14 protein-coding genes are annotated in these 21,769 nt (G+C 61.2%); 7 read left to right on the forward strand and 7 right to left on the reverse strand.

Annotated elements, in window-relative coordinates; all coding sequences use genetic code 11:
* Window positions 1–84 precede the first annotated feature (84 nt).
* Together V5E97_RS20325 and V5E97_RS20330 are read right to left on the reverse strand one after the other, a co-directional pair.
* Window positions 85–1,320 carry an aminotransferase class I/II-fold pyridoxal phosphate-dependent enzyme gene (locus V5E97_RS20325; protein WP_406701101.1) on the reverse strand — a complete coding sequence of 412 codons (1,236 nt, stop codon included), beginning with the start codon at window positions 1,318–1,320 and terminating at the stop codon, window positions 85–87.
* 444 nt (window positions 1,321–1,764) lie between these two features.
* On the reverse strand, window positions 1,765–3,357 hold the full coding sequence (locus V5E97_RS20330; protein ID WP_406701102.1) for a trypsin-like peptidase domain-containing protein: 1,593 nt from the start codon (window positions 3,355–3,357) through the stop codon (window positions 1,765–1,767).
* Window positions 3,358–3,645: 288 nt separating this feature from the next.
* On the opposite strand from V5E97_RS20330, the gene rlmN reads away from it, so the two are divergent.
* Both rlmN and V5E97_RS20340 read left to right on the forward strand, forming a co-directional pair.
* Window positions 3,646–4,707, forward strand: a complete 1,062-nt coding sequence (gene rlmN, locus V5E97_RS20335) for a 23S rRNA (adenine(2503)-C(2))-methyltransferase RlmN (protein WP_406701103.1) — start codon at window positions 3,646–3,648, stop codon at window positions 4,705–4,707.
* A gap of 818 nt (window positions 4,708–5,525) precedes the next feature.
* Complete coding sequence (locus V5E97_RS20340) at window positions 5,526–5,996, forward strand: hypothetical protein (protein WP_406701104.1); 471 nt, start codon at window positions 5,526–5,528, stop codon at window positions 5,994–5,996.
* A gap of 193 nt (window positions 5,997–6,189) precedes the next feature.
* Here the strand turns inward: V5E97_RS20340 and V5E97_RS20345 are convergent, their stop codons facing one another.
* Complete coding sequence (locus V5E97_RS20345) at window positions 6,190–6,903, reverse strand: 3-keto-disaccharide hydrolase (protein WP_406701105.1); 714 nt, start codon at window positions 6,901–6,903, stop codon at window positions 6,190–6,192.
* 189 nt (window positions 6,904–7,092) lie between these two features.
* A complete protein-coding gene (locus V5E97_RS20350; protein ID WP_406701106.1) occupies window positions 7,093–7,482 on the reverse strand; it encodes a hypothetical protein in 390 nt (129 codons plus the stop codon).
* A gap of 293 nt (window positions 7,483–7,775) precedes the next feature.
* Between V5E97_RS20350 and V5E97_RS20355 the strand changes: the two genes are divergently transcribed.
* Together V5E97_RS20355 and V5E97_RS20360 are read left to right on the forward strand one after the other, a co-directional pair.
* Window positions 7,776–10,193, forward strand: a complete 2,418-nt coding sequence (locus tag V5E97_RS20355; RefSeq protein ID WP_406701107.1) for an MMPL family transporter — start codon at window positions 7,776–7,778, stop codon at window positions 10,191–10,193.
* Between the two features lie 20 nt (window positions 10,194–10,213).
* Window positions 10,214–11,437 carry a tetratricopeptide repeat protein gene (locus V5E97_RS20360; RefSeq protein WP_406701108.1) on the forward strand — a complete coding sequence of 408 codons (1,224 nt, stop codon included), beginning with the start codon at window positions 10,214–10,216 and terminating at the stop codon, window positions 11,435–11,437.
* 266 nt (window positions 11,438–11,703) lie between these two features.
* Here the strand turns inward: V5E97_RS20360 and V5E97_RS20365 are convergent, their stop codons facing one another.
* The 3 genes from V5E97_RS20365 to V5E97_RS20375 all read right to left on the reverse strand — a co-directional run bounded on the left by V5E97_RS20365 (window position 11,704) and on the right by V5E97_RS20375 (window position 16,634).
* Window positions 11,704–14,232 carry an ATP-dependent Clp protease ATP-binding subunit gene (locus V5E97_RS20365; RefSeq protein WP_406701109.1) on the reverse strand — a complete coding sequence of 843 codons (2,529 nt, stop codon included), beginning with the start codon at window positions 14,230–14,232 and terminating at the stop codon, window positions 11,704–11,706.
* A 366-nt stretch (window positions 14,233–14,598) separates the two neighbouring features.
* Window positions 14,599–15,087, reverse strand: coding sequence for a tetratricopeptide repeat protein (locus tag V5E97_RS20370; protein WP_406701190.1), 489 nt, complete (start codon window positions 15,085–15,087; stop codon window positions 14,599–14,601).
* Between the two features lie 257 nt (window positions 15,088–15,344).
* Entirely contained in the window at window positions 15,345–16,634 is a 1,290-nt protein-coding gene (locus V5E97_RS20375; protein ID WP_406701110.1) for a DUF748 domain-containing protein, read from the reverse strand.
* A gap of 304 nt (window positions 16,635–16,938) precedes the next feature.
* Here V5E97_RS20375 and V5E97_RS20380 point away from each other — a divergent pair, with 304 nt between their 5' ends.
* The 3 genes from V5E97_RS20380 to V5E97_RS20390 all read left to right on the forward strand — a co-directional run bounded on the left by V5E97_RS20380 (window position 16,939) and on the right by V5E97_RS20390 (window position 21,730).
* Entirely contained in the window at window positions 16,939–19,233 is a 2,295-nt protein-coding gene (locus V5E97_RS20380) for a CehA/McbA family metallohydrolase (protein WP_406701111.1), read from the forward strand.
* A gap of 63 nt (window positions 19,234–19,296) precedes the next feature.
* On the forward strand, window positions 19,297–21,081 hold the full coding sequence (locus tag V5E97_RS20385; protein WP_406701112.1) for an amidohydrolase: 1,785 nt from the start codon (window positions 19,297–19,299) through the stop codon (window positions 21,079–21,081).
* A gap of 136 nt (window positions 21,082–21,217) precedes the next feature.
* Window positions 21,218–21,730, forward strand: coding sequence for a class I SAM-dependent methyltransferase (locus V5E97_RS20390; protein ID WP_406693356.1), 513 nt, complete (start codon window positions 21,218–21,220; stop codon window positions 21,728–21,730).
* Window positions 21,731–21,769: the final 39 nt, after the last annotated feature.

Below are 21,769 nucleotides of genomic sequence, written 5' to 3' on the forward strand. Positions count from 1 at the left end.
CGACTTGATTCAAGATCAAGTTGCACGTGACAACGGCGGATCCGCGACCGGTTCATGGATTCTCGTCGCGGCCGGAGAGCGGGCTTAACTGATGGCTTTCTCCGGCTTCAGGCAGCGACCGATCTGTCGGACGGCCTGCCGAAGCCGCTGTTCATTTTCGATCAAGGCCAGTCGGAGGTAGCCTTCTCCCGCTTCGCCGAACCCACGGCCTGGGCTGACGGCGACCTCCGCTTCCTCCAAAAGCTTCATCGCAAAGTCGATCGATCCCATTTTCGACCGCCAGGGCTCGGGGATGGCCGCCCACACGAACATGCTCGCTTTCGGTCGATCAACCTGCCAGCCGAGCCGGTTCAGACTGTCGACCAACACGTCACGGCGCATCTGGTACTCGGCCACCTGCGCCAGGCGACCCGGCTCGCCGTGCCTGAGCGCCACGATCGCCGCAATCTGCACCGCCTGAAAGATGCCGTAGTCGTAGTAGCCCTTGATCGCCTTCAAGGCGTTGAGCATTTGCCGGTTGCCCGCGGCAAAACCAACCCGCCAACCGGCCATATTGTAGCCCTTAGACATGGTCGTGAATTCACAACCGACGTCCTTGGCGCCTGGGACGGAAAGGAAGCTGGGGGCCTGCCAGCCATCAAAGCTGATATCGCCGTAGGCGAAGTCACTGATGACGAAGAAGTGATACTTCTTGGCCAGGGCCACGATCTCTTCGAAGAAGGCACGATCGACGACCGTGGCAGTCGGGTTGTGAGGATAGTTGAGGACGAGGATCTTGGGCCTTGGGAACAGGCTCTCGCAGACTCGAGCGACGTTCGCCAGGAAGGCCTGGGAATCGCGGACGTCGAGAGCGATCACATTCGCCGAGGCCAGGGCAATGGCATGAACGTGGATCGGAAAGCTCGGCGCGGGCACTAATGCGGTATCGCCTGGCCCGAGAAGGGCCAGACACATGTGGCTGAACCCTTCCTTCGAACCGATCGTTGCCACCACTTCGTGATCGGGGTCAAGACTGACCCCAAACCGAGACTCGTACCGCACGGCTACCTCGCGGCGAAGGTTGTAGACCCCCGACGCCACACTGTAGCGGTGGTTCCTCGAGTCTCGGGCCGCCTCACAGAGCTTATCGACGACCCATTCCTCAGGGGGATCCGTTGGGTTACCCATCCCGAGGTCAATGACGTCGATGCCATCGCGGCGTTTCCGGTACTTCAGCTCGTTAATCTTGCCGAACAGGTAGGGCGGCAGACCGCGGACACGCGGTGCAAACTCGATATCTTCAGGATCGACCGAGTCAGGATTGGTCGTAGGATCGCTCATCGCGCCAGGCTTCCTCGCGAGTCCGAAAAGGGCCGTCCTTGCCGCGGTCCAGGGGCGGCCCTTGCGGATCCGACCAACAGTCGCGATCCGCGCTCGACGTCTATACGGTTCCCGACTTTAACTATACCGAACCATCGTCCGCGACGCACCCCGGCACGTGCTTGATTTGCTCGCCAGGTTGCGGGGCAGCCGAAGGGGAGACTTTTTTTCGCGATTTCGAGGGGGCTTCGGTCGATATTGAACCTGGCCACCAGGACGTCCCGCCGAATCTCGAGACATGCACCCAGACTCATCGCCCGATCACGGGCCCGTCCGGATGATCGATAAATGTCGCAGGGCCGGCGTTGGAGAATCTCCAACGCCGGCCCTGTCGATTTTTCACCTGCGTTCACCGAGCCAGGATCGACAGTTCCGATCCTGGGAGTCCGGCTGTTGCGGATGAGGTTAGTCTTTCTTGAGCTTGCTCAAGGTGACGAAGGCCCCGGGAATCTTGCTCGACTTGATGAAGATCATCAGGTCGTCCGACTTGTCGGAAAGCTCCTGGAACTCCTTGACGCTCTTCACGGGTTGGATCTTCTTGTCACGAATGACCTGCGTAATGACCATCCCCGATTCCAGCCCCTTCGCCGATGCCGGGGAGTCTTCTTTGACGGACGTGATCAGCAACCCCTCAGACTCCTTCAGTCCAAGGCCCTTTGCCAGTTCCTCGGTCAAGGGCTGAACCTCGAGGCCGAAGTCCGTGATTGCCGTTTTGGGAGCCTCTTCAACCACCGGCTTCTCGGGAGCCGCTGCTTCTTTCTCCACCTCAAAGAGCACCGCGTCGGCCGACCCGAGAACGACGTTGGTCGAATGCTCTTTGCCGTCACGGAAGTACTTCAAACCGTAGGGCTTGCCGATCTCACTAGCCGCCACGTTGAGGCGGAAGTTGGGAACGCTAAGGACCGGCTGGTCGTTGAAGCCGACGATCACATCACCTTGCTTCAGACCGGCCTTCTCGGCAGGGCCGCCAGGGACCACCTGCTGAACCAAAGCCCCCTTCGTCTTGGGATCGACTCCCAGGATCTTGGCTTCGGCGGGCGACAGGTTGCCGATCGCCACTCCGATTCGGGCGCGGCTGACCTTGCCGTCCTTGATGAGTTTATCAGCCACGTTCGAGGCCAAGTCGATCGGGATCGCGAAGCCGACTCCGTCGTTGCCGCCTCCACCACCGCCGAAGCCCCCGCGGCCTCCGCTCATGATCGCCGAGTTGATGCCGATGACTCGTCCGTCCATGTCGACGAGTGGCCCACCCGAGTTCCCCGGATTGATCGAAGCGTCGGTCTGGAGAAATGACTCGTACGCGTCATTCGCATCGTTGATCCCCAGGTCGTTTCGCTCGGTCGCCGAAACGATACCGGTGGTCACGGTCTGGCTCAAGCCGAACGGGGAACCGACGGCCATCACGATTTCGCCGACGCGAACCTTGGAGCTATTCCCAGCGCCCAGTGCCGGGTAGCTCGTGTTCTCGACCTTGATGACGGCGACGTCCGACTTGGGGTCGGTCCCGATGATCCGAGCAGGTGCCTCGACACCATCATGGAACTTGACGACGATCTTGCCGGCGTCAGCAACGACGTGGTTATTGGTCAAGATGTGGCCTTGGTCATCATAAACAAAACCAGAGCCAGTCCCCTGCGCGATTCCACCGAATTGCTGGGGCTCGGGTCCCCCTTCAGGATTGAAGCGTTTCCGCATTTCCTGGAGGAACTCCTCCAGATCCTTGGGAGTGTTGCCCCGGGGCATTCCGGGAGGTAACCCACGGCCGTTGCCAAGGGCGCGAGGTGTATTGCCCACCTTGCGTTGAACACTGATTTGAACGACAGACGGCTTGGTGTACTCAGCGACCGAAGCGAATGCGTCGGAGAGCGCACCCGCCACTTTCTTACTCTCGGCGGTCGTCTTGGGTGCGGCGGGAACCTGGCGCGTCAGATATTGCGAGTTCACCAAGGCCCCGGTAGAAACGGCAAGTGCCGCCCACGCAATCACATTGCGATTCATACTGGATTCATCTCCCTCGAGTTGATCCACTTTGGATTCAAAAAAAACGAACGAAAACCGAGCCGACCCAAAAGGTCTCAGCTCGCAGTTTTCATTGTTACGAACGAACGAGACAGAAGGTTGGCTTCAGAACTCGATCGACCTCCATTTTTTTTCAACCCCGCGCCTTGCGACAGCCCGATCGTCGTGCGGCCTTCCTTTCACTTGGCGAAAGACCGGTCTGCTCGCTAGTGTAAGAGCTATCAAAGTCACGTCGACCACATTTTTCCGAGATTTTCGAAGGCCAACGTGCTCGACCCACGCGAACTACGACCCGACGCGCTTCGAGAACAAGCACAGCAGCTCGGCGCGAACGAATTGGCCTCACGCCGCCTACTCTCGGCCGTGCTTGGCCAGGGAATCCACGACCCCGCCGTCTGGGGACGCTCGTTCCAGGTCCCGCGCCGCCTGAGCGACGCCATCGGGACCTTGCCCCGCCTCATTCAAGATCGGATCGTCACCTCAAGCCAGGACGGCTTTGAGAAGATCCGCTTCCTGACGCACGACGGCCTGGCGGTGGAAACCGTCCTGATTCCCCTCCATCGCCCGGGAGCGGTCAGCCTCTGTCTCTCCTCGCAGGTCGGCTGCGCCATGGGCTGCGTCTTCTGCGCCACGGCCAAGATGGAGAAACGGCGTAATCTAGCGACCTGGGAGATCCTCGACCAGTGGGTTCAGGCCCGCGATCGAGCGCGTTCGCAAGGGCGGCGAGTGACCGGGGTCGTATTCATGGGGATGGGCGAGCCCTTCCTCAACTATGACCGGGTGATCACCGCGGCTGAATTGCTTCGCTGTCCTCATGGCGGCCAGGTCTCCGCCAAGGCGATCACGATCAGCACCGTCGGCCTCGTTCCCGAGATCGACCGGTTCACGGCCGAAGGACACAAGTTCCGCCTCTCGATCAGCCTGGGGGCTGCGACCGACGAGAAGCGTGCCCGACTCGTTCCCATTGCGGCCCGGACACCCGTGGCCGAGCTCATGGCCGCGGCGCGTCGTCACGCCCAGTCGCGACGAGACAGGGTCATGCTCTCCTACGTCTGCATCTCGGGTGAGAACGTGGGCCAAGACGACGCCAAGGCACTCGGAACGTTGATCGGAGACACGCCCGTGCGTCTCGACCTGATCGACGTGACCGACCCGACGGGTCGCTTCCTCCCTCCCACGGCGGCCGAGATGACGGCCTTTCGCGACAGCCTGACCGAGTACGTCGGCCAACCGGTCGCCCGCCGCTACTCGGGCGGAGCCGACATCCAGGCGGCGTGCGGCACCCTGGCGGGAGCCCTCAACGAATCAGGTCAGCCGAACAGGCTGTGAACCACTCCCCCTTGCAAAGCGGTGCTCACAAGGGTTGAGTTCCACAAGGCCGAGAGCGACACACCGTATCGCCCCCTAATATTGGCCGGGCAACAGACACGATTATCAACACATGCACAATTTAACGATCTCCGCCGCGGACCAGGGAGCGGCGGGGCGGGTGTCAAGAAACGATCGACTGTGGTCCCAGGCCGTCGCACTGACTCAAAAACGCCGGGACGCGTTTGCGTCATATAGGCCCAATGACCAATCTGAAGCGATTGACTCATTGAAGTGAACATCTGGTTCTCCATGCTCCACCGTCCCTTGGGCCGACTTTTCAGGCCGCGTTTGAAAAATGGCACACGGCCGAACGACTCAAGCGTGAAAGCATGGGGACTTCCCAGCCCGCATATTTCCTGGGCGTGGAAATCGAGAGCTTCCGGTAGGACTTCTCCATCGTGCGGACCTTGCGGCGGAGCAGGTCGTCGAACTTGTCGAAAATGACGAGATGCCGCCATTCCTCGAGTTACCCGTTGCCACTCCCAGGGCGTGCCGTGATGGAATTTCTCACGCCAGCCACCACGGCTCACCATTCTCAGACCCAGAAGCCGTCGATCCTGCGAGGTAGGGCGTGAACAGTCTCCTCTCATGGAGACAGGGCGACCTTCATCCATCGAGCCGCATACGATGCGATTTCCCAGATTCACGGTACGGCGATTGATGACGGCAGTGATCATCGTTGCGGTCATCATGCTCGAGCACCGGGCCCTCGTCAGATCGTTTTACAGGGAAGTCGATACCAATGGTGTCGCTTTTGGGCCCATTCTTGGCGAACCTTGGGCGATCAAAACGGCAATCCTGGTACCCGCAATCGTGAGTCTTCTGAGTCTAAATTTCGTGATACGCAAGGTCGTTCGCCATCAACCGCCGGCTGGCCGGGCCGGCTCCGAACCACAACCCAATCAATCATTCAACAAGACCGCATAACTAAAAATAACCAAGAAATCCCTGAGGCGATCGCCGAATATTCCGCATCTTTGGTGGGCGATGACGAGGATCGAGGTTGCGAGGCAGCCAAGGAACTCCGGAAGTTGAGCCGAGGCGGGGCGCTTGCCCTGGCCGCTGCCACGCGAGGCCGTCGCCTACGAGATCTATTGTGGATGGGCGAAATCGAAGAGGAGGCCCGGGCAACGATCACCGGCCTCCTGGATGATGTCGATTTTGGTGTCAAGGCCGAGGCGTGCGCAGCGCTCGCCTCGGCCTTAGCAAAGCATCGCCTAACTCGTCATAAACTCATCAACGAGTAGCGATTGATCCGCGGCCAGAATCAAATTTCATCCGTAGGGTGGGTGGGCACGGCCCACCATCCCGATCTCATTGCCAAAGCAAAGTCAAGATGGTGGGCCGTGCCCACCCTACGGAAATTTTTAGGCCGACGATGATGCCATGGCCGATCGCACGGAAGTAGGGAAAAACGGGTTCGGCGAAGCCGTCACGACTCTACTTGGAAAGCGGCGTGAGCTTGATGTTGCGGTAATAGACTTCGGCGCCTTCGGACTGGAGCAGGATCTTGCCCTTGGTGACGCTGGCTTCGGTCCCTTCGTTGACGACCACGCCGTTGACGATGTTGGTCACCTTGTCGCCGTCGCAGATGACCTCGACGGTGTTCCATTCCCCGGTCGGTTTCTCGCCGTCCTTTTTCTTCTTCTTGAACCGGGTCTCGGTTTTGCCGTCGACGACGAGCGTGGTGCCGTCCACCATCCAGAAGTCGCCACAGTCACCCTCCTGGATCTGGCACTCGATCGATTTGTTCCAGACCTTATCGGGCCCGACGCAATGGACCAGAATTCCTGAGTCGCGCACCACGTTCTCGCGGGGAGGCCACTTCTTGGTACCCCACTTGAACTCGACCGTCAGACGATAGTTCTCGAATTCGTTGTCGGTCGTCAGACAGCCGAACTCCTCGCCCGAGATGTGGATGACGCCGTCCTCGACCTTGAAGACCCCCTTGGGATCGGTCCGGGGGTCGACCTCGACCTTCGCTTTGGGATGCCTGATGAAGGTGTGCCAGCCTGCCAGGTCTTTCCCGTTAAACAGCGTGATCGACTTTTCTTGGTTTTTCGAATCCTGGGCACCGACCGTAGCGGCCGACGCAACCGCGAAGAGAGCCAGGATCGGAATCGACAGGGCTTGCCATCGGAATTTGAGCGTCATCGTTCATCCCCACCGTGATCGCGGCTCGAGAAGTCGGCCAGGTTCGGGGCGCGGAGATCGATCGCTCCCCGGATTGCTCGGCATCCTAACCCGCGCGTCGAGCCAACTCAAGCGGCTGCCCGACGCGATGGAACGGTGCTCGGCGGAATCCGAGGAGATCGCGAGAACGACAAGCGTAATGGGACGGGATCAGGAGAAAGAAGGGCGCGAGCGGCGCGATTGCTCACGGCGAAGTGCGGCGATCAATTCGAGGGTCGCAACTCGGTAGGGAGCCAATTCATCCTGGTTGGCAACCCAAGCTTCCGCGGTCTCGATCGGCTCGAACACCCGCCGACCCTGCGACACCGTCCGAACGACCACACCGCGATCGACCAAGAACAGGAGAACCGCGACACGGCGTGCCAGCGGTGCTTTCGACCAATAATCGGAACCGGAGAGATCATTTTCCAAGTGGAACCCAGTGAAGCGGAGCGCTTCTTCGACCAGAGCTTCGAGATGTTCGTCGTTCCGGTGGCGACGGTAGATGGCCAGACGATCAACCCACTGGCGAGACAGGTTACGAACAGATGATGCGGGCACGGAAAATGCGATCCTCACAGGGCCTATCGATACACCGGCGGACTTCCGCTCGGCCTTGAATAATTTATCTTAGGGCGCAAGGCAAGTCCCCCCCATTTACCACAACGGCTGACGGAACCATCCGCCCTGCCCGCTTCCCCTCCGTAAATGCCTTTGACAGAGGGAGATCGTTTCATTATGTTCCGTGGTTGGAAGTTAGGAGCGATCGACGGCCGGGCGTACCGATCAACCAATGGCCCGAAGCGTCGCCGGGATCGCCATCGGTTTTCGCTTTATGAATGTGAAACCCCTCTATGTTTGAATCGATCGCGAACCTGGTCATTCGGCGAGGTTGGATCGTCGTTCTGGGCTGGGTGGCGTTCCTCGCCCTGCTACGGACCGTCGCCCCATCGTGGGATCAGGTCAGCAAGGACGACGACGTTCGCTTCTTTCCCCCCGGCTATCCCAGTGTGGTCGGGCAGGAATTGCTCGAACGGGGTTTCCCCCGCGATGCTTCGAGCTCTCAGGTCGTAATCATCTCCGAACGCAAGCAAGGACGCCTGAACAAGGAAGATTTTGCGTTTGTCGACCAATTGATCAACACCATGAATCGGATTCGCGAAAACGAACCGATGACGGGGATCAAAAAGGTTGAGACCTACCGCAGTCCGGTCATCGGCAAGCGACTTATCGGCACCAGCAAAGATGGAACCGGGCAAGCGGCGCTGACGATTGCGTCGCTCAACGGAACGTACCTCGCAAAGTCGACTCGGGTGGCCGTCGAGAAGATCAAGGAGGAATTGAAGACCCTCCCGCCCATGCCGACCGGCCTGACCCTGGCCCTCACCGGATCGGCCGTGGTCGGTCACGACATGAATAGCGCCTCGAATGAGAGTATCGAAAACACGACCAACGCCACGATCGCGTTGGTCGTTGTGATCTTGCTGATCGTCTACCGCTCTCCTTTGCTGGCGTTCATTCCGTTGCTGACGATCGCGCTCTCGGTCTGGGCGTCGATGATGTCGATCGCGTTGCTGACCAAGCTGCCGGGGCTGAACTTCCAGGTCATCAACATCACGAACGTGTTTGTGATCGTCGTTCTCTTCGGAGCGGGGACGGACTACTGCCTGTTCCTGATCGCCCGCTACCGTGAAGAGCTGGTCAAGGGGCGGTCCCGCGATGACGCGTTGCGCGAGGCGATCAGCCAGGTCGGTGGGGCCCTCGTCGCCAGCGCCGGGACGGTCATCGTCGGCCTGGGAATGCTCTGGTATTCCTCCTTCGCCAAGATCCAATACACTGGTCCGGCGATCGCTCTCAGCCTCGCGATCGCGTTGTTCGCCGCGCTCACGCTCGCGCCGGTGCTACTTCACTGGCTTCGTGCCGCGGTCTTCTGGCCATTCCGCCAGCCGCACCACACCCAGGGCGCCAACCGAGAGCAAGAGAGCCTCGAGCAAGTTCCGCTGTCGGGCTTCTGGATGCAGGTGGCCGACTTGGTGGTGAAGTACCCAGTCCGGATCCTGGCGCTCTGTGTGATCGCGTTGACCCCCCTGGCCGTCGTCGGAGCTCGGACCAAGCCCAACTACAGCCAGCTGGCCGATCTCAATCCCGATCAAGACAGTGTCGTGGGTGCCAAGATCGTTCAGCGCTACTTCGCCGTCGGTGAGCTCAGTCCCACGACGCTCCTCATTCACCATCCCAACCTGGATTTCCGGTCCGATGCCGGGCGTGCCAAAATTGCTGAACTCAGCAAAGAACTCGTACGGGTCCCCAATGTTGCCGAGGTCCGCTCGATTACTCAGCCATTGGGGACACCTCCAGTCCCCGACGCCGAGAAGAGCCTGATCGAACGCTACATGGAACGCGCGATCAAACCAGCCGTGGATGCGCGCTACGTCGGCATGAATCCGCTCACCAAGGCCGACCTCAACCACATCACCAAGATCGACGTCGTCTTTGATACCGACCCGTTCTCCGAACTGGCCCTGCGGGCCCTGGAGACGGCCTACTCGACCGTGCGCGGCAAAATGAACGCGGGCGGAGTCATTGAAGGGGCGACGAAGGTTGGCCTGGTGGGGGCTTCGGCCGCCGTCAACGATCTCAAGAAGGTGACGACCAACGACGAGCGCCGGATGTATGTGCTGGTCACTTTGGGAGTTTACGTCATCCTGGTCCTCTTGCTGCGACGGCCTGGGATCTGCCTCTACTTGATCGTGACGGTCATCCTCGGCTACCTCGCGTCACTTGGTGTGACTGAGTTGGTCTTCAAGACATTGCACCATGGTCCTGACCCCTGGGTTGGACTCGACTGGAAAGTCGGCTTCTTCCTGTTCGTGATCTTGGTGGCCGTGGGCGAAGACTACAACATCTTCCTGATGTCGAGGGTGATCGAGGAAGAGCAACGGCACGGTGTGGTCGAGGGCACGCGGTTGGCGATCGCCCATACGGGCGGAATCATCAGTTCTTGCGGCCTGATCATGGCGGGCACCTTCGGTTCGATGCTCACGGGCAGCCTGACCGCACTTCGCGAACTCGGGTTTGCGCTCGGTCTCGGCGTCCTGCTCGACACGTTTCTGGTCCGCCCGATCCTGGTACCTTCCTTCGTGATCATCCTGGATCGCTATCGGTTCAAGCGAAAACGGCGAACTCCTCCCGCTCTCGGTGAACCGGTAAGCCAAGGCGAGCCTGTGCCGCCGACCTTCAAGGTGGATTACGGCATCAAAACGAAGCGATGAGACCAAGGGGCGTCTGCTCCATGCGATCGATCACGTTCCTGCCCTTGTGGGCCGGGGTTCTGTTGGCTGGGATCCTCGGGTCAGCGGCCCGTGATGACCAGCCCGGTCAGGATCAGGTGGAAGCCGAGGCCATGGGGCAAGCCGCCGAGGCCGACCGCCAGTTTAAGGCGGGAGACTTCGCGGCTGCGCTCCCTCTCTACGAGGCCGAACGCACTTCACGGGCCAAGCTTGGCGACCTCCGATATGAAGCCTATGCCGCACGGGCGATCGGCTGCTGCCACGAGCGGTTGGGCGACCTCGAGGCAGCAATCGCCGCCTGGAACGCCGCCCGCTCCCTTGATGCCAAACGTGAGGATCGGGGATTCGAGGGTTACGACTGGCTCCTGATCGGACAGGCCCAACTTCATCTCAACCAGCCAAAGTCCGGGGTCGAGTCGCTAACCCGTTCCCTCCCCCTGCTCTCCCAGGCAATCGACCGCGACCATGAATCTGACGCGAGATTGCTCCTGGCCTACGCATTCACCGAGCAGGAAGACTTCGAATCCGCTTTGAAACACCTCGAGCGTTCCCTGGAATTGGCCCATCTCCTGGACGACCCCCAACGCAAGGCCGCGATTCTGGCCCAGATGGGGCGGGTCGACTTGATCCGCGACGCGGCCGGGCCAGCCGTCGAATGGCTCAGCGAGGCCTACGAGGCGTATCTGGCCCTGGACAACGAGCAGGAAGCCGCAGCCATGGATCGACTCCTGGGGGACGCCCTGATGGATCTCGACCTTCCCGACGTCGCCATCGCCCGCGTCGAACGAGCGGCCGAGGTCCACGAGCGGCTCCAGGCGCACGCCCTTCTGGCCGACGACCTCCAGTTCCTCGCTGGAATTCGAACCGACATGGGCAACCTGCCCGCGGCCCGAGAGCTGGCTCGCCGCGCGGTGGCCGCATACCACACGGCCGAGGAGCCGACCGGCGAGATCGATGCCCTGGTGGTTCTGGCCCGCGGTCACAGCCTCGACAAGGACTGGGCGACAGCCGCCTCAACACTCACCCCCGCTCTCGACCTGGTGCGTCTGCACGGCACGCCGGCCGATCAGGTGCGCCTCCTGCTCCTCGCGGCCGACCTCGAGCGGCGAGCGAAACAAAACGAGCGGGCCGCGACCCTCCTCGGTGAAGCCGAGAGCATCGCGAAGCGGTCCGATAACGGCGCCCTCAAGCGAATGGTCGCCGAGGCGCGGCAAGCCTTTCGCTGACCCTGGATGGTTTCGAAGCCGTTGGCGAGGCGTTGGTTCGACGCGACTCCGGCTCCATCGAAACTCGGGCTTTCTTTACCCGTAAACAATCACACACAAATTGTGTTGTTTGTGTTTCGAATCTTCGCCTTTCCAAGCGATCCTCAGGCGGACCGACAGGCGAACGATGACAAGTCAAAAGAACAGGGGCGGAAAGAGGCGTTGCGCCTCCTTCCACCCCGTTGTGAGCAATGATCACTCAGTCCGTTCGGAGCACCTGCACTCGGTCAGGAACCTTTCGTCTCCGTTGCGGGGGGCGAGCCACCGCCAACGCCGGCCAGGTCCTTTGACTCGTTCTTGCTCGTGGCATCGAACTTGAGTTTCTTCGACTCATCGTCCGTTTCGAGGATAACGGTGATCGTATCCTTGCCCTTGAACGTACCGCGAAGGATTTCCTCGCTGAGCGGGTCTTCGATGTAGTTCTCGATCGACCGCCGCAAGGGGCGCGCCCCGTAGTCGGGGTTATACCCTTTGACGATCAAGTAATCCTTGGCTTCGTCGGTGAGCACGAGCGCCAGACCGCGATCGGCCAGTCGGCTGCGAACCTTGGCCAACTCGATGTCGACGATCTGCTTGAGATTGTCCTTGTTCAGCGAGTGGAACACGATGACGTCATCGAGCCGGTTGAGGAACTCGGGACGGAAGTACTTCTCGATGGCCACCTTGAGCCGATCCTTCATGGTCTCGTAGGTGGCGGCGTCGTCGCGGCCACGGTCGAACCCGAAGATATTGGTCGTCGAGGTCGCTTCGGCCCCGGCGTTGGTGGTCATGATGATGATCGTGTTCTTGAAGTCGACGTTGCGGCCAAAGCTGTCGGTCAGCCGGCCCTCTTCCATGATCTGGAGGAGCATGTTGTAGACGTCGGGGTGAGCTTTCTCGATCTCGTCGAGCAAGACCACCGCGTAGGGACGGCGGCGGATCTTCTCGGTGAGCTGCCCCCCCTCTTCGTAGCCGACGTAGCCCGGAGGGGCTCCGATCAGCCGCGAAACGTTGTGCTTCTCCATGTATTCCGACATGTCGATCTGGATCAAGGCGTCGGAATCACCGAACATGAATTCGGCCAGCGCCTTGGCGAGCAAGGTCTTTCCGACCCCGGTCGGCCCGGCGAAGATGAAGCAGCCGATCGGGCGCTTCGGGTCCTTCAAACCGGACCGGCTGCGGCGAACCGCCTGGCTAATCCGCTTGATGGCCTCGGTCTGGGAAATGACCTTCTTCTGGATCTCCTCTTCCATCCTGAGGAGCCGGCCGGTTTCCTCAGCCTCAAGGCGAGTGAGCGGGATCCCGGTCATCTTGCTGATGACCTCGGCGACGACTTCTTCGTCGACCGTCCCATCCACTTCCTTGGAGCGCTCGCGCCACTCGCGATTGATCGTCTCTTTCTTCTTCTTGAGCTTGTCGGCCTGGTCGCGGAGCGCGGCGGCCCGCTCAAAGTCTTGGTTGGCGACCGCCTCTTCCTTGTCCTGGTTGAGGCGTTCGATCTGGTCGTCGAGTTCCTTGAGGTCCGGGGGCCGAGTCATCGCCTTGAGGCGGACGCGGGCACCGGCCTCGTCGACGACGTCGATGGCCTTATCCGGCAGGCAACGGCCGGTGATGTACCGGTCGGAGAGCTCGATCGACGCCTCGAGGGCTTCGTCGGTGATCTGAACGCGGTGGTGGGCCTCGTAGCGGTCACGCAGACCGCGGAGGATCTCCAGCGCCTCGCTCTTGGAAGGCGGCTCGACGATGATCGTCTGGAAGCGGCGTTCCAGAGCGCCGTCCTTCTCGATGTACTTGCGGTACTCGTCGAGCGTCGTCGCGCCGATGCACTGGACCTCGCCACGTGCCAGCGCCGGTTTCAGGACGTTCGACGCGTCGATCGCCCCCTCGGCGCCGCCGGCACCCACCAGGGTGTGCAGCTCGTCGATGAACAGGATCGTATTCTTGGCGCGACGGACCTCGTTCATGACCGCCTTGATGCGCTCTTCGAACTGGCCGCGGTACTTGGTCCCGGCCACCATCATCGCCAGGTCGAGCACCACAATCCGTCGATCTCGCAGCAACTCGGGGACGTTGCCGTCGATGATCATCTGTGCGAGGCCTTCGACGATCGCCGTCTTCCCAACACCGGCCTCACCGAGGAGAACCGGGTTGTTTTTCTGGCGTCGCGAGAGGATCTGGACCACTCGCTCAATTTCATTTTGGCGACCGATGACCGGATCCAGCTTCCCTTGCCGGGCCAGATCGGTCAGGTCGCGGCCAAACGAATCCAAGGCCGGAGTCTTGGATTTATTGCCTTTTGCGCCTGCGGCGCGTTCCCCTTCACCGCCGCCAGCGTCCATCCCGTGACCGAGCAAGTTGAGCACCTCCTCGCGCACTTCGTCCAGCTTCAGGTTCAAGTTCATCAGAACTTGAGCAGCCACACCTTCCTGCTCGCGCAACAGGCCAAGCAGTAAGTGTTCGGTCCCCACGTAATTATGGTTCAGGTTGCGAGCTTCTTCGATCGCGTACTCGATGACCTTCTTGGCCCGAGGAGTCTGGGGCAGTTTGCCCATCGTGACCATGTCCGGACCAGCCTGAACGATCTTTTCAACCTCATTGCGAATCTTTCTGAGGTCGACATCCAGGTTCTTCAGGACATTCGCGGCTACGCCGCTGCCCTCCTTGATCAGGCCGAGCAGGACGTGTTCTGTGCCGACGTACTCGTGGTTAAAGCGCTGCGCCTCCTGGTTCGCAAGCTGCATCACCTTGCGGGCACGATCGGTGAAGCGTTCATACATGCGGTCGACTCCGACGGTTCTACCGGGACACCCCGGTTCAGGGCCTGCTCAAAACGTCCCGAGCAATATTACGGACCAAGGGTGTCAAACGTTCATCAAGCAGGTCAACCCAATCCACGCGACGCCATTCCGGCCCGGCCCGTCTCGCGACGTTTCCGGGGGGTGGTCTGACCACCCATTGGCGCCCCGCTCTACCTCCGAACTCCGCCGGTGGCTCACTCCATTATAGATGGCCTGGGCATCAACCACGAAAAAAATGGCAGACAGTCGGGATCGACGACTCGGGCTCCGATCACGATTCCACACTCCACAAACCGTTCACCAAGGAACCACGAGCGAGACCATACCGTCAACAATGGTCTGAAGTCAGGACGTTGATCCCTCTCCGATTCGGGTCAACGACTGCTGAATTTCCCATCGCCATTTGGCCCCCCCCTCCAGATCGAGACACTGGCGGAACGCCCGCCGGGCCAAGGCAGGTTGCTCAACGCGAACGTAGAGCGTTCCCAGCTGCATGAAGGTGTCCGCGTCGGTCTCATCCATGGATAAGATCCGCTCGTACCGCCTCCTCGCCTCATTCCAGTGCCCCTGCAGATAGTATTCCGTCGCTTCGCGGAAAAGATGGTCGATCTCAGCGCGATGCCGTTCCGGATGGCATCGCCAGACCCACCAGAGCGTATATCCTAAACTCGAGAGCCAGTGGCAAACCGCCAAGGCCGCGAAGAAATCGGGCCAACCCGACGCGAAGGACTCGGTCCAGATGAACCGCGCCACCATCGCGAGATTGAGTATCGCCGCAAACGTCACACCAAGAATTAACCCCAGAACTTCTTGTCCTGACCACACTTGGGGCATTCCTGGCCAGACGCTTAGAACCGCGATCCAAAGCCGCCTGGGCAACGTTTGGCTCCTTCCAAAACGATCAGGCGAACGTCCTTATTCCACACTCCGGATTGTAATCAACGTTCCGGAGGGAATCAAGCTTCCGAGAAGTGACGACACACGGGTAGAACACCCGTCCGACGTACTCATCGCAATTTCGCCATTCTGTGTGGTGTTCAGAGAAAGTGAGAGGAGGCGTCGCGTGAAAGCCCGTTCCACCAAGGGGTGGCTCAGCGCAAAATCCGTTCGCGGACGCGGCGGCCGATCTCACGGAGCTTCTCGCGTTCCGCCCTCCGGCCACCGGGAGTTCCTGCGAGACCCAACACCCCGGGAGCTACGGAGAGTTGCATCGCCGGGAGGGTGCCATGAACCCGAAGTGCGGAGAGGTCGCGGGAATCGATCGACAACTCGCCCAGAATCTCCCGGGCCTGATCGGGAAGCCGGTCCGTCAGACTGTCGGAGCGGACGCGGTAGTCAAGTTTGCCGTCGAAGTCGGTCCAACCGGCCAAAACGATCGGGAGATTGGCAATATCGAGAGTCAGGTTGTCCGCAGCGATGCGGCCCCCTTGAATCGTGAAGTCGCTCTTTACGGAACCGACCTTCACCTTATCAGGCAACTCGATCAGGTTTTTGAGTTCCACGAAGAAGCGGGTGCGTTCGAGTGCGATCGAATCGACGAAGATATTCCCCTGGCCCTTCAAGTTGCGCCGCAGTAATTCACGCGACGCCCCTTGCCCCTTCACATGGATGTTGGCGTCGAGCCGACCGTCCAGGGCTCCCTCGTCGGTGGTGCCCGCGAGGATCGGTAGCAAGTACCCCAGGGCATTCGCCCCTTGCTCGAGTTCGACTCCATCGGCACGGATCCGGGCCTCGTAGGCGGGCTCCTTCGTTGTGCGATCGAGTAGGAGAGCCAGTTCGACGAGCCCGTGGTTGAGTCGGGCTTGGAGGTGCGGGATGGTCAACTGGCGGCCCAGCCAGACGGCATTCCCCTGAATCTGGGTCAGGTTCAGCCTCGTACGGCTCGGTTCGTCGATAATCGTGATCTGCCCATCGCAAAGCTTGATTTCAAGCGCTGTGGGAGCTTCGTTCGCGTCGGTCCCACCGGCCTTTGGCTTGGTCGGCGCCCGCATGAGTAGGTCCGCAAGCTCGAGTGTGCCGTCGCTTCGACGGAGCACGCGCAGCGACAGACCGTACAACTCGAGTCGGCTCGGTTCCAGTTGCCCGGCCAGGAGTTGAAGCACACTGACGTCGATCCTGGCCGTGGTCGCCTTGAACCACGGATCGGACGCCGAGTCGGAGGTTCCAAGCTCCAGATCACGGAGATAGACCCCTCCAAACACGCCGAGCTTCAGGCCTCCCAGACGGATCGGCCGCCCAGTCTCATCCTGGACCAGGGAAACGATCCGCGTCCGGGCCCATTCGGTCGGTGTGACCGCCAGCACGAGCGCCCAGAACACTGGAGGAATCAAGAGAAAGGCTAGCGGGACCAGCCTCCGCAGGCGGACGCGACGGCGTTTCATTGGGCGGTCCTCCCTTGATCTCCCGAAGAATCGTACTGGGCGGTTTGAGTTCCAGAGCAATCCCGATCAAACACGTCGGGGCTCAACACACCACTCCATTTCTCGGCCGATCGGCGAGGGACCATAACCCAACCGCCTCAACCCGGCAACCGCAAGTTTGCCTCTTCAGAAGGGGCGGCGGAAGCGCGAGTCGGCCATTGTATGGTGGGGACCAACCGGTTAGACCAGACAATCGGCCAGTCGGATGCCTTCGATCCGATTCCGGTGCGGTCCCTTCACCTGTTTGGTTCAACGGAGTTCGACGATGTCGCTTCCCTCCGTTTGGCGTCAGTACCGAGGCCTGATCCTCCTTGCCGGAATGGCCATACCGTCTCGCGCGGACGAACTGCCCCGAGTCGACGAGGTCGATTTTCAACCCCTCTCAGCGCAGGTCCGTCGGATCATCGAGGCCCACGACGTGTTGGGGCAGCCCCTCCCGCCACGCCTCAAGGCCCAACTCGAAGGCGCACTCAACGGATCCAACCAGGCTCAAGCCGTCCGCGAGATTCAGGAGATTCTGGACCCGCTCTGCTTGGCCGGCGTCACCATCAATCCAGAGAGCCGAGTCAAGGCCACGCAGGGGCCCGCCGCCGCCAGCCTCGTACAACAAGGCTGGCGAGTTTTCCTGGTCAAGGTCCAGAACGAGGCGGGCGTGACTGCCCCACTCACGGCTCGGAGCCCGAATGCCGCTCCCGTCTACCGGCAATCGTCCGGCAAACCCGAGCCTAAGCCGACGGTCACTCCAGACGACGTCGTTCAGCGCTGGATGGATCTCGCGATGTTCGAGGATCGACCGATGCGTCGACCGCTCTCAGGCCTGGCGTTGGAGTATCGTTTGCTCCAGATCGCGAGTCGCGACTCCGGCCGTCGAGAAGCCAAGATCCGCTTCGACGTCGGCCAGGGGTCACAGGATCTCGGCTTCCGAAGCGAGGTGGACATCCTCTTCCAGTGCGAGCCCGCGGTACCGGTCACCCTGGACGTGCGGGACGATCACGACGACGGCCGTCAGGTCACGGCCTCATTTCTCTTCCGCGACGCCCAAGGGCGAGTCTACCCGTCGCAAACCCGCCGGCTGGCGCCCGACTTCTTCTTCCATCCGCAAGTCTACCGCCAGTCGGGCGAAACGGTCCTGCTGGCTCCTGGAACCTATTCGGTCGAGTACGGCCGTGGCCCCGAATACCTGACGTTGAAAAAGACGATTACGGTCCCCCGCGCACCGACGCACCGTGAATCGTTTTCACTCAAGCGGTGGGCTCACCTGGCCAAGTTAAACTGGTTCTCGGGTGACCACCACATTCATGCGGCGGGCTGCGGCCACTACGAGAGCCCAACTGAAGGAGTGGGTCCTGACTCCATGATGAGGCACATCCTGGGGGAAGACCTCGACGTCGGCTGCGTCCTGAGTTGGGGACCATGCTGGTACGCCCAGAAGGCGAACTTCGACGGCAAGCTCCACCCGCTCTCGACCCCCGACTACCTGATGCGCTATGATATTGAAGTCTCCGGGTTCCCCTCGTCGCACGCTGGCCATCTCTGCCTGTTGCGGCTGAAGGAGGACGACTATCCCCACACCACCCGAATCGAAGAGTGGCCGAGCTGGGACCTACCTGTGTTGATGTGGGGAAAATCGCAAGGGGGCGTTGTCGGCTTCTCACACTCGGGCTGGGGCTTGAGGACCGCCGACAGCAAACTTCCCTCCTACGACATCCCCCCTTTCGACGGCATCGGGGCGAACGAATATATCGTGGATGTCGTCCACGATGCGGTCGACTTCATCTCAACCGTCGACACGCCTGCCCCCTGGGAGCTCAACATCTGGTATCATACACTTAACTGCGGCTACCGAGCCCGGATCAGCGGCGAGACCGACTTCCCCTGCATCTACGGCGAACGCGTGGGCCTTGGGCGAAGTTACGTCAAGCTGGCCGACGGCAAACTCGATTTCGACCGTTGGGTTGAAGGGATCAAGCTCGGCCGCTCCTACGTCTCGGACGGTAAAAGCCACCTGGTCGATTTCCGGGTGGATGATGTCGCCGTCGGCGAGTCTGCCAGTGAACGGTCGCTCACGAAACCAGGGACAGTCAAGGTGTCGGCCCGGGTGGCCGCCTACCTCGAGCCTACGCTCACCCCCGCGCTCGAGGCCCTGCGCCGCAAGCCGCTCGACGTGCAACCGTACTGGGACGTCGAACGCGCCCGGATCGGAGCGGGGCGAACGGTCCCCGTGGAGGTCATCGTCAACGGCCTTCCCGTCGCTCGGACGGAGATCGTTGCCGATGGCTCATTTCGGGACGTCTCATTCGAGATCGCGATCGACCGGTCGAGCTGGGTTGCGTTGCGGATTTACCCGACCTCGCACACGAACCCGGTGTTCGTCCTGGTCGATGGTAAGCCCATCCGCGCCTCCAAGAAATCGGCCGAATGGTGCCTCAAGAGCGTCGAACAGTGCTGGTCTCAAAAAGAGCGAGCCATCAGGGCCAACGAACGCGAGGCGGCTACCGCGGCTTATGACAAGGCTCGTAACGCCTATAAGACGATCTTGGCGGAGGCGGTCGAAGACTGAGACGCACACGCCTCTTTCTCTTCAGATGACCGTCGGGCACAAAGCCCGTTCAACGAGGATTTCATGAACCTTTCCTTTTCCGGATACCGGTCGATCCTTGCGGCGGCGCAGGGACTTCTACTCAGCTCAGCCCTGGCTCACACCGCGGCGGCGGCAGCCGACGTCAAGCCTGACGCGATCATTCGCAATGCCAAGGTCATCACCGTCGATCGTGACGACCGCATCGCCGAGGCGGTTGCGCTGAAGGGAAACCGCATCGTGGCGGTCGGCACGAACGCCGAGGTCGACGCCTTGGCAGGACCGATGACGCGAAAGATCGACGCGGGGGGCAAATCCCTCCTGCCCGGTCTCTACGATAGCCACGTTCACCCGCTCGGTGCGGCATCGAGCGAGAAAGACCACCCGATCCCTTCATTCGCTTCCCTGAGCGACATCAAAAAATACATAGAAGAAAGAGTTAAAACTCAGAAGAAGGGGACCTGGATCGTCGTCCGCTACGCGTTCCCGACGCGGCTCCGTGAAAGCCGCTTCCCGACTCGGGCCGAGCTCGACGCGATCGCTCCCGACCATCCGGTACTGCACCAGGGGGGGCCCGCGGGGGTCGTCAATTCCAAGGCGTTGACCCTCTCGGGGATCACCCAGGACACCCCTGACCCGCCGGCGGGAAAGATCGTCAAAGATCCCGAGACGAACGAGCCGACGGGAATGCTCCGCAACGCCTACTCCGTCCTCAAAGGACTCCCCCGCGACGCCTATTCCGACGATGGAGAGCCCGACAGCGAACGTGTCAAGGACCTGTTCCGCCGCTACAACACGAGGGGGCTGACCAGTATCGCCGACCGAGGGGCGAGCGGCCCCGCGCTCCGACTCTATCGGCGGCTCCGCGACGACGGGGAACTGACTGTCCGGGTCAATGCCACCCGGATCCTCACGCCTCCGTTTGAGGATCGCGATAAGATCGTCAAGAAGCTCAACGAGCTCGCAGGCTACGCGACCGAGAACGAGCCCAACGGTCCGAGCGGAGTCGGCGACGATTGGGTCCGGATCGGTCCGATGAAAGTGTTCCTCGACGGCGGAATGCTCAACGGCACCGCCGCGATGCGCGAACCCTGGGGCGTGGGACCGACCTACCAGATCACCGAGCCCGACTACCGTGGCCAGTTGTTCGTCGAACCAAAGTCGCTGGCGATCATCGCCGAGGAAGCGGCTCGGCGGGGTTGGCAAATGACCGCGCATGCGGCCGGCGAGGCGGCCATGGATGAACTGCTCCTTGCCTATGATCGGGCCGACCGGGCAGTCGGGATCCGAGGCCGCCGTTGGTTGATCACCCATGCCAATTTTACGTCAGCCGAAAACCTCAAGCGCTGCGTCGAGCTCGGAGTGGGCGCCGACATCCAGCCCGCCTGGCTCGGCCAGGACACCCGGACCCTGCTCGAAGTCCTCGGCCCCAAGCGAATGGCCTGGTTCCACCCCTATCGCAAGTGGCTCGACGCCGGCCTGACAATCGGCGGCGGAAGTGATCACATGATCCGACTCGACGCCCTGGGAGCCACCAACCCCTGGGACCCCTGGTTAGGTATCTGGATCGCCGTGACCCGCCAGGCCGAAGGGATCGGAATTTTCAATCCCGACCAGAAACTGACGCGCGTCGAGGCCATCCGACTCTACACGATCAACAACGCCCGGCTTCATTTCGAGGAGCATCGCAAAGGCTCCATTGAGCCTGGAAAGCTCGCCGACCTGATCCTGGTTGATCGTGACCCCTTGACCTGCCCCGAAAATGACTTGAAGTCGACCGAGGTCCTCTGGACCATGGTCGGGGGCTCCATTGTCTACCAGTCGAGGTAGATCGGGAATCCAAGCTGGAGGCTCTTCCAGGCGAGTGGGGAGCCTGAGAATCGAAAACGGGAAGCGATTCCACCGGCCGGGCTCCCTTCAGACGGGCGGCCCGATCTCTTTTTTTTATTCTTTTCGAGATCCGTTCATGTCCGAGCACGATCAGGCACTGGCTTCGGCCTTCGATGGCCAGGCGGAGAAGTTCGAGTGCGCCCCCGTCCAGAGCGACCCCGCTGCGCTTGGGCGGTTGGTCCGCGAGGCTGGCCTGGCGGCTGACAGCCTGGTGCTCGATGCCGGATGCGGGCCGGGGCTGGTCGCCGAGGCCTTCCTGAACGCAGGGCACCGGGTCTTCGGCGTGGACCTCTCGAGCGAGATGATCGAACGCGCCCAACGCCGCTGTGCGACCTTCGGCGACCGAGCTCGATTCGAACGGTTGTCCGTCTCCGATCCGTCGCTTCGCGGCCCATTCGACGCGGCTGTTTCTCGCTACGTGCTCCATCACGTCAGCGACCAGCCCGGTTCATCGCCCGCCAAGTGGAGTTGCTGCGCCCGGGCGGAATTCTCGTGCTCAGCGACCACACGACCGACCTCGACCCCGCACGATCCACTCTCCACGAAGAACTCGAACGCGGCCGCGACAAAACACACACTCGCAACCTGACGGCAGGCGACCTCGTTGACCTCTTTGGCGAGGCCGGTC

The sequence above is a fragment of the Singulisphaera photorubra genome (genome assembly GCF_045290345.1).
Lineage (GTDB): Bacteria > Planctomycetota > Planctomycetia > Isosphaerales > Isosphaeraceae > Singulisphaera.